Origin of the sequence: Leptospira jelokensis (genome assembly GCF_004769635.1) — a bacterium.
Classification (GTDB): Bacteria; Spirochaetota; Leptospiria; order Leptospirales; family Leptospiraceae; genus Leptospira_A; species Leptospira_A jelokensis.
Window position 1 is genome coordinate 86,029 of sequence record NZ_RQGH01000011.1, and the last position, 12,608, is coordinate 98,636.

Consider the following 12,608-nt stretch of genomic DNA (forward strand, 5'->3'; position numbering starts at 1 on the left):
CGTTCACGATCTACCTCCTTTGAGTTTGGATTTGGCATCTTCTGAAATGCTGTCATCCATAGGAGGCATTTGGGTTACCTTTTGGAAAAGTTGTTTTGCCTTTTCTTTATCCCCTGAAGCTTCTGTGGCAAGGGCTAAGTGGTAGAGGTTTTCTTTTAATAACAAACCTTTTGGGTAACGTTTGATAAAATTGGAAAAATGAGAAATGGCACTTGGGTAGTCTTTGGCCTTGAAACTGGATTTTCCCATATAAAAGAGGGAGTTTTCCACAAATTGTTCTTCTTCTTGGGTGACGGAATCGGTTCGGTCCGAAACTGTTTTGAACATATCAATTGCTTCTGCATACTTTCCTGCATTCATGAGGGTGGATGCTTTGTCATATTGGGAAAGGATGGAATTTGGATCCACACTGGATGTTGTGTTGGAAGCCGGAACTGCCATTGTTTTTAACATTTCTTGCAGTTTGCCAGTTTGGGATCCAGGTTCTGGTTTATAAACTAACTCTTGTATGGTGAGTGGGAATGGGGTTTTTTTACGAGCTAAATCGATGAGTTGTTTGGCTCGGTCGATGTACATTCCGTCCGGATAATGTTGGATGTATTTTTCGAATGCATAGGCTGCATGTTCAAAGTTTCCATTTTTGTAAAATACTTCGGCCACATTCATGAGCTCAAACGCTGGGTTCTTTGCTTCCCCTTGTCCGAGGATTTCCCTAACCTGTCTGTGGACCTGCCGCAGTTGGCTTGAGAATACTTTTAACATTTTGATGATGAGATGGGTTTTGTCTGAGACAAATTTTTCAAATTCAGGGACTTTGAAGACAAGGACAGTCGCGGCACCTATGACCTGCGCTGTTTCTTCTCTGGGATAGCGACCGATGGCACTCTTGACACCGAAGAACTCGCCAAGTTTGACATCTTCTTTGAGCTCTACACCGTTGATGTTCGTGTAAGTTAGTACAACTCTTCCTTTTTGTAGTACAAAGATATCCTCTGCCTTATCTTTCTCGAAGTAGACAATGGAACCACCTTTGTAATTGCGTACTATAGGACCTGACAACTCATGCCTCGCTTGGGCTTCATTTTCAAAAATTAGGTAAAAAAGCCAAACTCTTTTTGTAACCGACACTGTCAGAAACTTGTTTCATGAGTTTTTTTGGAGAACCGGCAACCAACATGTTTTTCCCTTCAATCGAAAATTCTTCTGTACCCAATCCAAACTCTTGGAAGAGTGACAAAAATTCACTCGATCCATAAATAGGATAACCATCAATCACAACCAAATCAATGTGTTTCCAATGCAAATCTGATACATTTAGTTCGGAAGATTTTTTCCCATCATTCACTACAACAAAATCACACTTGAGTCCTGGCATAAGAGCATTTGGATTTCCCAAACGAAAAGCCTTTCTTGGATTTTCTGTGATCATCTTGAGTAATGTTTCTTCTGGAAGTTCTTCGCCATACAATCCAAAATAAATGGACTTCGTTGTCCTTAGCTCTTCCAATAAATGATTGGAGCCACTTGGGGATGAGTCAGTCCCCAAACATACGTTAACTCCTCGTTCTAAAAAGAGTTTGATATTGGTAGTTTTTCCAAATACATGTAGATTGGAAGTAGGGCACCATACAACGGATGCTCCTTTTTCTGCGATTTTATCTGCTTCTTTTGGACCAAATGGCAAACAATGCACTAAAACAGAATGTGGGCCGAGAGCATCCATCTTCTCTAAGTAACGAAGTGACTGTTTGGAATCATCATCCAAGCCCTCTGCTAAATGAGTGACAAAAGGAAGGCCTGCATGTTCTGCCATTCGGTATTCTAAGGCAGGGCCTTCTCCCCAATCCAAACTATAATTCCCAACCGAATGGGCTAAGGTATAATCTGAAATCAATTTGACAGGTAAAATTCCACGGAATGGATTTTGAACAAAATGAGGGATGTGATCGAAAACAGAAGTCACTCCCGCAAATAAATTTTTATAAGCCCCTAAGTAATATAAAATTTCAGGATCAATTTGTTGGCGTTCGGCAAACACACCGGAACTTTTATACAAATTGTCATAAGACAACCAAGACAAATGTTTTTCCCCGCCACCAACTTTTGGAAGGTAACTTGCGAGTAAATGATCGTGTGAATTGATAAATCCTGGATAAAGTTTTTTCCCTTGTAAGGAAACTGTAAACAAATCTTTGTTAGATGGAATGGATGGTTCTAATTTTGAAATTTTTTCTCCAGAAAAAAGAAGGTCCATGGTTTCCATTTTCCCATTTTGAAAGAGTGAAGCTTGTTGTAATAGAATGGGTTTTGTCATTCAGGCCCCCTTTCCAATACAGATTCTGGATTTAAAATGGATTTGTTTTGGTTGATTTGAAAATACAAACCTTTGTCTTTTGATAGGATTCCCAATCGGTCTTTTGCGTTCACTTGTTGTCCTTCTGTGACTTGGATCCGTTCCAAATTCCCATACACCGAATACAGTCCGTTATTATGTTCTAAAATCACAAAATTTTCGTATCCATCCATATAATCCACATGAACGACCTTTCCCCCTGCACTTGCTCTCACAAGGGAAGAATTCCCCCGTTTGAATTGTACTCCCTTGTATGGATCATAGGTAAGTTCGGAGAATTTTTTTTGTACTTTTTCCCTTATGGTGAGGGGAAAGAGAAACCGTTCTTTCACCTTTGTTTCTTGTGTTATGGATTTGGTTTCCTTTCCACTTGGGATGCGTAATTTTTCGTTTTCGTATAAATTTTCGTGAATGGTGCGGCCATTTAACTTTGCCAAGGCTTCTGGAGAAACCTGCATTTTGCGAGCGATGCCATACCAAGAATCCCCTTTGGTGACCCTGTATGTGGAAGTTTGGTTTTCCTTTCCCTTGGTTTTGGAATTTTGTTTGGAGATGAGAGGGGAAAAGAGAAGGAAAAGTCCGAGAGAAAGGATGATACCGTGATTTCGCATAAATTCCCTATGGCAAGTATCGACCAGAAAAAGGGAGAGGGCAATAAAAAAGGCGGGAGAACCCGCCTTTTCCAAAATCAGTCTGATTGAAAACCGAAGTTTTAATCTTCTTCTTTGTTATTGACTTTGTATTTTTTCATCAATTCTTCCGCCACGTTTCTAGGAACTGGAGCATACTTGGAGAATTCCATCGCAAACTCAGCCTTTCCTTGGGTAGAAGAACGAAGCACTGTGGAGTATCCAAACATATCAGCTAGAGGGACTTCTGCTTCAATTTTAGCATAACCATTCTCTTCTGTTGTGTTTAGGATCATACCACGTCTTTGGTTTACAGAAGCAAGGATGGCTCCTTGGAATTCTGTAGGTCCTTCTACTTCCACACGCATGATTGGCTCAAGGATGATTGGAGCTGCTTTTGCGAAACCTTGGCGGAATCCGTAACGAGCACCAATTTGGAATGCCATATCGGAGGAATCCACATCATGGTAGGCACCGTCATTGATCACACAACGAACACCAATGATAGGGAAGCCGATGAGCGATCCTCTTTCCAAACAAGAGCGGAAACCCTTATCACAAGATCCGATGTATTCACGAGGGATGGAACCACCCACGATTTTATCCACGAATTCGTAATCTTTTCCTTCTTCTTGTGGGATTGGTTCAATGTAACCTGCCACACGAGAGAACTGACCTTGACCACCCGTTTGTTTTTTATGAGTGTAATCAAACTCAGCAGATTTTGTGATTGTCTCACGGTAAGCCACCTGAGGTGCACCAGTGACAAGATCCACACCATACTCACGTTTCATCCGTTCGATGTATACTTCGAGGTGGAGTTCTCCCATCCCTTTGATGATGGTTTGGCCAGACTCTTTATCAATTTCCGTTTGGAAGGTTGGATCTTCTTTTGTGAAACGGTTAAGGGCTTTGGCAAGGTTTGGAAGTTGTTTTGATTCTTTACATTCAATGGTAAGTGAGATCACCGGGTTTGGAACAAACATTGACTCCATTGTGAGTTTTGTTTTTCCATCAGTGAACGTATCCCCAGAAGCACAATCGATTCCGAAAAGGGCAACGATGTCACCCGCTTCTGCTTTGGAAATATCTTCCATTTCGTTAGAGTGCATACGAACAAGGCGTCCGATATTATGGCGTTTGTTGTTAGAGGAGTTGTAGATCGTCATCCCTTTTTCGAGTCTACCTTGGTAAACACGAACATAGGTTAACTGACCGTAACGACCGTCTTCTAGTTTGAACGCTAAACAAACGAGTGGTTTTTCTGGATCGGAGTCCAAAACAAGTTCGTTTTCTTCGTTTCCGATTTCTTTGGCAGTGTTCTCCACGTCGTAAGGAGAGGCAAGGTAATCAGCAACTCCGTCGAGAAGTCTTTGCACTCCTTTGTTTTTGAAAGCAGATCCCATAAACACAGGGACAAACTTAAGCGCAAGAACACCACGACGGATCGCTTCTTTCACGCGTGCTTCCGATGGTGTTCCTTCTAACATCTCTTCCGTGAGTTCGTCACTGAAAAGCGAAACTGCATCAAGAAGAGCTTCCCGTTTTTCGTTTGCTTGGTCTTTGAGTTCCTCAGGGATGTCAGTGATTTTGATATCTTGTCCGTTTGGACCTTCAAAATAATACGCCTTCATCTCAACTAGGTCTACCACACCTTTGAGGTCGTTTTCTAGACCAATCGGAAGTTGAACGGCATGTGCATTCAGGTGGAGTTTTTCACGGAGTTGTTCGATCACCCTCCATGGGTTTGCACCAGTTCGATCGAGTTTGTTGATAAAGGCAACACGAGGAACATTGTAACGTTTCATCTGACGGTCAACCGTGATGGACTGAGACTGAACACCCGCAACCCCACAAAGGACCATAATGGCCGAGTCAAGAACACGAAGGGAGCGTTCTACTTCGATGGTGAAGTCAACGTGGCCGGGAGTGTCGATGATGTTGATGGTGATGTCTTTCCAAGTAGCGTAAGTTGCCGCTGATTGGATGGTAATCCCTCTTTCTCTTTCGAGGTCCATACTGTCCATAGTAGCACCCACACCGTCTTTTCCACGTACTTCGTGGATGGCATGGATTTTGTTCGTATAAAATAAAATACGTTCTGTAAGGGTTGTTTTCCCTGAGTCAATGTGTGCGGAAATCCCGATGTTACGGATTCTTTCCAATTTTGGATCACGTTTTGTTGCTTGCGTCGCAGAGGTCATATTTTCCTCAAAAATAAGGTTAAAGTTGAATTGATTCTACCAAAATCTGAAATGGACTGCGTTTGTAAAGTACTTGGGATTTTTGGTTAGAGGGAAAATCCTGGAGAAAGTAGAGAATAGGGAAATATGCCACTTGCTCGTTTCAAACGATTTTTTCGGACCTTGTCCTTTGCCCGAGTGGTCTGCCTTGGTTTTTTTGCGGCAATCTTCCTAGGTTCCTTTGCCCTCTACATTGCAGAAGCAGGGGAGTTGTCCTACGTCGATAGCCTTTACCTTTCGGCTTCCTCCATCTGTGTGACAGGCCTTTCTCCCATCCCCCTTTCAGGCCTCAGTCCAAGCACGCACTGGATCATGTTATTCCTCATCCAACTCGGGGGACTCGGGATCATCAGCTTTACTGTGATTGTAGGATTTCTCATCACCAAAGGGATTTCAAGGAATGCCAGGTTTAATGCCTTTGTGGGTGCGGCGATCGATAACCAATCCGAAACCGAATCCCTAGAAACCAGTGAAGTGAATCGCATTTTACTCTCTGTCATCAATATCTCCTTTTCCATCGAAATTTTGGGAGCCATTGGTTTGTACCTCCATATGCCAGAGGGAGTGGAAGGGGAGAATACAAGATGGTTTTACTCACTATTCACGGCAGTGTCTTCTTTTAATAACGCCGGTTTTTCGATTACGGATGACCTCAGTGCCTTAAGACTCGATCCATTTTCTCTTTATATTGTTTCAGGACTTGTGATCTTTGGTGGGATTGGATTTCCTGTGATCATCTTACTGGAGAAAGTATTACTCACAGTTTTTGTTCGCATAGTTTACCGCATCGAAGTATTGGCGGAAACGTTAATGATGGAGAAAGCATTAAAAACAGGAAATGTTCCCAGGTTTTTGTTATTACCCGCACAATTTTCTGCCATCTTGGAAAATAGAATTGAAGAATACAACAAACACTTACGCGGAGAGACCACAAGGATCCAATCCAAACTTTTGGTGTACGGATCGTTCGCCTTGCTGTTATTTGGTTTTGTTGGTATTTATTTTTTAGAACGTTCCAACCCACATACATTTCATAATATGGACGTTGTTGATAAAATCTCCAATGCATTTTTTATGTCGGTCTGTTCGAGGACAGCTGGTTTTTCCACAATGGACCTTGGGCATCTAAATGATGCCACTGTGATCATCATCACAGTACTCATGTTTATTGGTGGTGGCCCTCAAGGGACAGCAGGAGGTATCAAAATCACAACTTTTGTTTTGTTACTGGCGTATTTAAAAAACGTGATCCAACCTGCAAAACCAGTGATGTTATTTGGTGAAACGGTTTCTAAAAACTCGGTAGCCGTTGCCATAAGGGTTTATTTTTTAGCGACAGTGGCCCTTGCTTTTGTTTTTATTTTACTCGGTATTTTAGACCAAAACCAACATTCGCTCCATGTGATTTTTTTTGAATTGATCTCCTCTTTTTCGACAGTTGGTTTCAGTTTGAACCTTACGTCTCAATTGGGTGATATTGAAAAATTATTTTATGCTGCTGTGATGTATGTGGGCCGAGTCGGGATATTTACCGTTCTCATTGCAGCAACGGGCCACTCAGGGGTTCCCAAGATGGGAACTGTAGACGATGGTGTAAAAATCCAAGTTGGATAAAATGGATCAAAAAATCAGTTTTAGGAATTTTAGGCACAAGAAGGATTGGTAGTTGTGAAAATGTCATTCAAAGAAATATTGTTTTCGAAATGGAAATCCCCTGACTTAAGCGCAGAAGAAACGCAGTTTGAGGAAATCAAAAAAGAGAAAAAACAAAAATTAAACCAAATGGAATCTCGTTTGGAATCACTTGAGATTCTGATTTCCAATGACAAGTTAGAAGATGCCAATATTTTGATGAAATACCTGGTGTATGATATGGTGAATTTTTACCAATCACTCACTGGGAAAAACACCATTCCATTGGAAGGGGATTTGGGTGGGTTTTCCATCCCTGAATCCAAAACAAAAGCATTCCAATTCCTTTCTGGTTATTCCAAAGAAGGAACAACCGATGATTCAAAGTTAAACGATCTCTTTGAGTCATGCCTCGTAACTTATGATTTTTTATTAGGTGAATCCAAAAAACAATTCCGTACCAATTGGTTCACAACTTTGGACCAGTTCAAATCCGTTCGCAAAATCCGAATCATCCTCATCTCTTCCATCCTATCCTTGTCAGTGTTTGGCGTTTTGTATTACCAATACAAATTCCCAGTGATGAAAGACCAAAACATCAAATTGTATAGTTTCGCTGACAAAGAACACCCACAAACTTCCGAATCACAAATGGTATCCATGCCAGTTTCCAAACAAAAGATTGGGGAATGGAATGAGTATGTGTTTGCCTTACCTGATTCCATGGCAAAATTTGGTGGGCTTAGGATTGATCCATTAGAACAAAGGGGGATTCATTTTGTTTTGGATGAATTCCAAATTTTGGACGGGAAAGGGAGAACTCTTTATTCCAAAAAAATCATCGTAAGCCAAAACCTTCTCCCGGAAGATTACCAAGACTTCTTAAAGATCTCCGATATCAAAACAGCAGGAAAACAACAACCTGGTGAACTTGTGGAAATGGTGACAACGGGAAGAGACCCACAAATCCTTTTGGTTTTTCCACCAGTAGAAGGTGCAAAAACAATTAAAGTCAAAATGAAATACATCGAAGCACATAAATTAAAGAAAAAATGATTTACCTATATTTAAAACTCATGCGGATCCCACAGTGGATCAAAAATATCATCCTTTTTGCGGGACTCATTTTTTCAAAACGAATCTTTGACCTTCCTTCTTTGACAAAAGTATGTTTGGCGTTTTTGTTTTTTTCACTTGTTGCAAGTTGTCAATATGTATTCAACGATTTCCTTGACCAAAAAGAAGACGCGACTCACCCAGAAAAAAAACACAGACCTCTTGCGAGTGGTGATTTGGATTCGGGCATTGCACTTGCGATCACAGGTGTGATCCTTCCCATTGCACTCATTGGATCTTATAAACTTTCCCCAGTTTTCTTTTACCTTACGATTTTTTATCTCTTATTCAACATGTTGTACAGTAAGGTCTTAAAACACATCGTGATCTTAGATGTGATGAGTATCTCCATTGGGTTTGTATTAAGGGCCATTGCGGGTGCTGTTGTCATTGGTGTTGAGTTTTCCCATTGGTTATTGCTATGTACGTTTATGTTGGCTCTCTTTTGGGGATTTTCCAAACGAAGAGGGGAGATCAACATCCTCAAAACCGAAGCAGGCAAACACCGCAAAATTTTGGAAGAATACTCAATCGAATTTTTAGATTTGATGATGGCCGTTGTTGCAACATTAACTCTTGTTAGTTATGTGATGTATACAGTTAGCCCAGATACTGCAAAAAGTTTAGGGACTCCTTATATGGTGTACACAGTGCCCATTGTTGTGTATGCGATTTTTCGGTCTCTCTACATCATCTACATCAAAAACATGGGCCATAATCCCACGAGGGCCATTCTCACCGATGTGAGTGTTCTTGTTTCTGGTTTCATTTGGTTATTACTCATCTTATTTTTAATGTTTGGGAACTTATCCGGCCAACCACCAGTCTACCAATAGAGATGATGCGATTCTGGAAACAATTGCCGTATGGGTGGAAGGTCGTTTTTGCCTTTGTTTGCTTTTTTTCAACGACCTTGGGTTTTGCTTATTTCAAAGCCCGAGACACAAGTCCAGGCATCCCCATTGAGGCCCTAGCCACCACACCTACGGAAGCAAATTCCTGGAAGGGCCACCCCAAGGTGGTGTACTTCTGGGCCACCTGGTGCACGGTTTGTAAGGCTTATGCCCCTATCCTCGAGGCCAATTTGAAGTTTTTGCCGAAAGGGACCTTGTTTTTATCCGTTTTGGAATCCGAAGATTCAGAAGAGACAAAAGAATTACTCAGGAACCAGTGGGAGGAAAACAAAACTCCCCTTTACACCGCAGACTATCGGATGTTAAAGGAATGGAGGGTGACAGCCTATCCAACCACTCTCTTTTTGAATGGGGAGGGGAAAGTGGTTTTTTCTGATTCGGGGATTGTCAGTCCCATTGGATTTTGGATCCGCACTTTTCTTTTGCGTTTTTTTTAAAATGTCGATAGTATAACATGGACTCGAGCTTCAAACCCAAACCGCTTTTGAATAAGTCGGAACTTCGCCAAATCAAACGAAGTAAAACAAGGGTAGAAGGGAAAAAAGTCATCACCGATGACGTAAAGAAACTTAAGTCCCTCAAAGTCACACCAGAACTCAGTTTCCAAGAATCCATCGATTATTACAAAGAACCCATTTGGATTGAGTACTACATTCCCAAAGAATCTAGGTTCGCGTTTGAAACCAAATACCTGTTCATTTTACTTGTGGATCCAAAGATCACGGAGGAAACTTGTGATCTTGCACGGAAAGAAGCCAAGGAAAAGGGAGAGATTGTGGACATCTTTGCTTACATGGAATCACACCCTGATTCCATACGCCTTATCGAAGACTCTTACCATTCCACCATGTCGATGCATGAAACGATCCACCATATTTACCGCAATTACAAAGAAACGGGTGCCACAGAAGATTTAAAAACAGCCTGTTATTTGACAGAAGCTCTCCTGAAATATGAACCCACCATTGCAGGGCTGACCTACTTCCGGGATTATAGCATTTATAATTTGAATTTTTGGATCCGCACCCTCAATCGATTGAAAATCGATTTTGCACTTGAAGATGCCACAGTTTCCCTTCTCATCAAACGAAGGAATGAAATTTGGGAATTAGAAAACAGGGAAGAAGATGAGGACTTCGATTTACTCGCAGCTTTATTTTTTGAACAAGCATTTCCAAACCGGGGAGCCGGGGAACTATCAAGTGATGATATGTTGTTATTCGAATGATAGAAATCTTCGAGAAACAATCTCCGGTACATAGCAACCGAACGAAACGTTAAAATCCAAATTTATAAGGAAGATAACCAACGAAACAAATCGATGCGATGGAAATGCTCATCTTCGATGGGATTTGCTCTTACAATGATTGTTTCGATTTGTTTCATGGAAACAGGGATTCGTTTTTCCTGAAAGGTAAAACTTAGTTTTGTAGCGGAGTAAGAAGATTCTCTCCAGAGTTTTGTAGTGGCAACTTCGTCGGAAAGTGGAAAACTTTCTAAAAAAACATTCCAAAACTCTTTTATGCCTACAAGAACCTCCGATATTGCACCGATCCCCATCTTTAAATCCCGATACAAATGTTCTTTATCAAAGTCCTTGATTCCAATGGAAAGGAAGGGTTTTTCACCTTTGATTTTTTGTAAGGCCGGGACAAGAGTTTTTGCATCCAAATTGTCCCAATCCAAAATTAAAAAATGGCATGGACCAACTAACAATCTTTTGACTAGATATTCAGGGTTTGCTTCTATAAAAACTTGATACCCCAAAGATTTAAGAAAGGTATTAATGTTTTGGTCAAAATTGGGATTTTTTGTACAAACAATCCAAGTTAATTTTTTTTCGGGTAATTTTTGAATGGGAAAACTATGGATTTGGGAAAAGGGTTTGTCCCAATGGAGTGAAACTCCCGATTTTTGGTATAGGCCTTTTTCTTCCTTTGTGAATTTTCCGCATAAGATTGGTTCGATGCTCCAATCCAAAAGTTCTTTTGAAAGTTCAGGTGTTGGTTTGGAAAACACACGAATGGAATCTGGAAAGTCTTTCCAATTTTTGTTTGTACATTCTTTCACTACGAGCCCGTTTACTTGTAACCAAGAAATCAAAAGCTGTTTTTCAAGCTCTGGAAGTTGTGTCAAAACGGCACCGAATAGTGAGTCCATACGATTGTATTTTAGTTGACCCCCTAGGCTTGAAAGTCATTTTAAAAAGCATCTCCAATGAAGCTCCTCAAGCGATACGCAAACCGCAGGCTCTATGATCCAGAAACTAGCTCCACAATCACTTTGGAAGATGTGGCAAAGATGATCATCGGCGGTGAAGAGATCAAAGTCCAAGACAATCTTTCTGGCGAAGACATCACACCCAAAATTTTGGGGCAAACATTTTTGAAGGTGAGCCTTGGTCAAAGGAACGAAGACTTTTCCAATTTTATGTTAACCTCCCTCATTAGGGAAACTGGCCGTGACGTTTCTGGATTATTTGAACGATTGGTTTTGGGTGGGATCGGCGCCAACTACCTCACCCGCGAACGATTGGAAAAAATTGTAAATTCCATGGTGGAACTGGGGGAATTAAAAGAAGTCGATTTCAGCCTCTACCGAGAGGATTTACTCCGCAAAATGGCTTCCCGTGCCAGTGAAAAAAAGGAACAAATCCAAAAGGATTTGGAAAAATTCAGCCAATCCATTTTGGAAGAAGACAAGGCTACCCTTGGCGACCTATCTGAAAAATTAAAAGAAGTCGCAGAAAAATTAAAAGAAAATTAACCAAAATCGGTTATGATGTCCTCCTATTTCAGGGGGAATGAATGAAATTCCAATATGTTCTGTTACTCTTCATTTTGGGTAACATCGGATTGTATTCCGAAACAGATAGTACCTTTTTTGAAACACAAAGGAAACGACTCAACTCGTCTGACATTTTTGAAATCAGGGATGCCATTGATCGATTAACATTCATTAAATCTAGTCGTGGGGTAAGAGACATCCTTTCTGTTTTGGAAGGGAACCCCAATTTTCCGACGAGTGAAACCAATGCTCCTGCTGTTAAATTTTATGCAAGTAGGGCATTGGCAAAAGAAGGGGATAAAATTGCGGTTCCCATCCTCATCAAAACATTCCAAAATGAATCCCCGAAGTTAGTGGAACACAACCCTCCTAAACAAAGAAAGATCATTGATGGAGTGGCCGACAGGCATTCCAATTCCAGTCCTTATTTTTATGAAGATGGCGAAATTTCCATGGTTTTGGCTTGTGGTGAAATCTTACGGGCATTAGGTTCTTTGCCATTCTCAGAAGAATCTGAGAAAACTATCAAACAGGCATTGGCACACCCCAATTTTTATATCCGCAGTTCTGCGGCAGATGCAATGTATGAATCGAAACGAAAGGAATTTTTACCTTCTCTTTCGGAAGCACTCGGAAAAGAACAAATTCCGTATGCAAGAATTGCAATTTTGGCAGGGATTGTTGGGATCGAAAGACTTCCCAACCAAAACTTTAAATCGGTCACGGAATTCCTTTCCGATTTGGATCCAGAGGTGCGAAAAAAAGCATCCGAGGCTTTACGTCGTTTGGATCTCCGAATTGCAGCACCTTACCTAGAAAAGGCGATCCAACTGGAAAATCATCCAATCGTATTATCTCAGATGAAAGAGGACCACTCGTACCTGATTTCATTTCGTAGCCCCTAAGGGAGAATGAATTCATTGTGGACAAATCT

12 protein-coding genes are annotated in these 12,608 nt (G+C 41.1%); 7 read left to right on the top strand and 5 right to left on the bottom strand.

The window, feature by feature from the left end; translation table 11 throughout:
* Positions 1-3: 3 nt before the first annotated feature.
* From EHQ62_RS04905 to fusA, 4 genes are all read right to left on the bottom strand, one after another.
* Positions 4-1,059 (bottom strand): tetratricopeptide repeat protein, encoded by a 1,056-nt coding sequence (locus EHQ62_RS04905; protein WP_135641429.1) that lies wholly within the window; start codon positions 1,057-1,059, stop codon positions 4-6.
* Positions 1,060-1,084: 25 nt separating this feature from the next.
* The gene (locus tag EHQ62_RS04910; RefSeq protein ID WP_135641108.1) at positions 1,085-2,314 is read right to left on the bottom strand and encodes an amidohydrolase family protein; all 1,230 of its coding nucleotides are present in this window, start codon (positions 2,312-2,314) and stop codon (positions 1,085-1,087) included.
* Positions 2,311-2,964 (bottom strand): LIC_10271 family cell wall hydrolase, encoded by a 654-nt coding sequence (locus EHQ62_RS04915; protein ID WP_135641109.1) that lies wholly within the window; start codon positions 2,962-2,964, stop codon positions 2,311-2,313. The genes EHQ62_RS04910 and EHQ62_RS04915 overlap by 4 nt, the downstream gene beginning before the upstream one ends.
* Positions 2,965-3,065: 101 nt before the next feature.
* Positions 3,066-5,186 (bottom strand): elongation factor G, encoded by a 2,121-nt coding sequence (gene fusA / locus EHQ62_RS04920; RefSeq protein WP_135641110.1) that lies wholly within the window; start codon positions 5,184-5,186, stop codon positions 3,066-3,068.
* A 126-nt stretch (positions 5,187-5,312) separates the two neighbouring features.
* Between fusA and EHQ62_RS04925 the strand changes: the two genes are divergently transcribed.
* From EHQ62_RS04925 to EHQ62_RS04945, 5 genes are all read left to right on the top strand, one after another.
* Positions 5,313-6,839, top strand: coding sequence for a TrkH family potassium uptake protein (locus tag EHQ62_RS04925; protein ID WP_135641111.1), 1,527 nt, complete (start codon positions 5,313-5,315; stop codon positions 6,837-6,839).
* A 60-nt stretch (positions 6,840-6,899) separates the two neighbouring features.
* Positions 6,900-7,913 (top strand): hypothetical protein, encoded by a 1,014-nt coding sequence (locus tag EHQ62_RS04930; protein WP_208720623.1) that lies wholly within the window; start codon positions 6,900-6,902, stop codon positions 7,911-7,913.
* Entirely contained in the window at positions 7,910-8,809 is a 900-nt protein-coding gene (locus EHQ62_RS04935; protein ID WP_135641113.1) for a decaprenyl-phosphate phosphoribosyltransferase, read from the top strand. Before EHQ62_RS04930 ends, EHQ62_RS04935 begins: the two co-directional genes overlap by 4 nt.
* Positions 8,810-8,886: 77 nt before the next feature.
* Positions 8,887-9,324, top strand: coding sequence for a TlpA family protein disulfide reductase (locus EHQ62_RS04940; protein WP_244241640.1), 438 nt, complete (start codon positions 8,887-8,889; stop codon positions 9,322-9,324).
* 17 nt (positions 9,325-9,341) lie between these two features.
* Positions 9,342-10,115 (top strand): hypothetical protein, encoded by a 774-nt coding sequence (locus EHQ62_RS04945; RefSeq protein ID WP_135641114.1) that lies wholly within the window; start codon positions 9,342-9,344, stop codon positions 10,113-10,115.
* 62 nt (positions 10,116-10,177) lie between these two features.
* On the opposite strand, the gene EHQ62_RS04950 is transcribed toward EHQ62_RS04945, so the two are convergent.
* The gene (locus tag EHQ62_RS04950) at positions 10,178-11,047 is read right to left on the bottom strand and encodes a hypothetical protein (protein ID WP_135641115.1); all 870 of its coding nucleotides are present in this window, start codon (positions 11,045-11,047) and stop codon (positions 10,178-10,180) included.
* A 57-nt stretch (positions 11,048-11,104) separates the two neighbouring features.
* Between EHQ62_RS04950 and EHQ62_RS04955 the strand changes: the two genes are divergently transcribed.
* Together EHQ62_RS04955 and EHQ62_RS04960 are read left to right on the top strand one after the other, a co-directional pair.
* Positions 11,105-11,653, top strand: a complete 549-nt coding sequence (locus EHQ62_RS04955) for a polyhydroxyalkanoate synthesis regulator DNA-binding domain-containing protein (RefSeq protein WP_012388157.1) — start codon at positions 11,105-11,107, stop codon at positions 11,651-11,653.
* A gap of 41 nt (positions 11,654-11,694) precedes the next feature.
* Positions 11,695-12,579, top strand: a complete 885-nt coding sequence (locus tag EHQ62_RS04960; protein WP_135641116.1) for a HEAT repeat domain-containing protein — start codon at positions 11,695-11,697, stop codon at positions 12,577-12,579.
* Positions 12,580-12,608 lie beyond the last annotated feature (29 nt).

Bases quoted from the DNA above. Each gene is read 5' to 3' on its own strand.
- EHQ62_RS04910 (WP_135641108.1), bottom strand. From the start codon at position 2,314: ATGACAAAACCCATTCTATTACAACAAGCTTCACTCTTTCAAAATGGG.
- EHQ62_RS04915 (WP_135641109.1), bottom strand. From the start codon at position 2,964: ATGCGAAATCACGGTATCATCCTTTCTCTCGGACTTTTCCTTCTCTTT.
- fusA (WP_135641110.1), bottom strand. From the start codon at position 5,186: ATGACCTCTGCGACGCAAGCAACAAAACGTGATCCAAAATTGGAAAGA.
- EHQ62_RS04925 (WP_135641111.1), top strand. From the start codon at position 5,313: ATGCCACTTGCTCGTTTCAAACGATTTTTTCGGACCTTGTCCTTTGCC.
- EHQ62_RS04930 (WP_208720623.1), top strand. From the start codon at position 6,900: ATGTCATTCAAAGAAATATTGTTTTCGAAATGGAAATCCCCTGACTTA.
- EHQ62_RS04935 (WP_135641113.1), top strand. From the start codon at position 7,910: ATGATTTACCTATATTTAAAACTCATGCGGATCCCACAGTGGATCAAA.
- EHQ62_RS04945 (WP_135641114.1), top strand. From the start codon at position 9,342: ATGGACTCGAGCTTCAAACCCAAACCGCTTTTGAATAAGTCGGAACTT.
- EHQ62_RS04950 (WP_135641115.1), bottom strand. From the start codon at position 11,047: ATGGACTCACTATTCGGTGCCGTTTTGACACAACTTCCAGAGCTTGAA.
- EHQ62_RS04955 (WP_012388157.1), top strand. From the start codon at position 11,105: ATGAAGCTCCTCAAGCGATACGCAAACCGCAGGCTCTATGATCCAGAA.
- EHQ62_RS04960 (WP_135641116.1), top strand. From the start codon at position 11,695: ATGAAATTCCAATATGTTCTGTTACTCTTCATTTTGGGTAACATCGGA.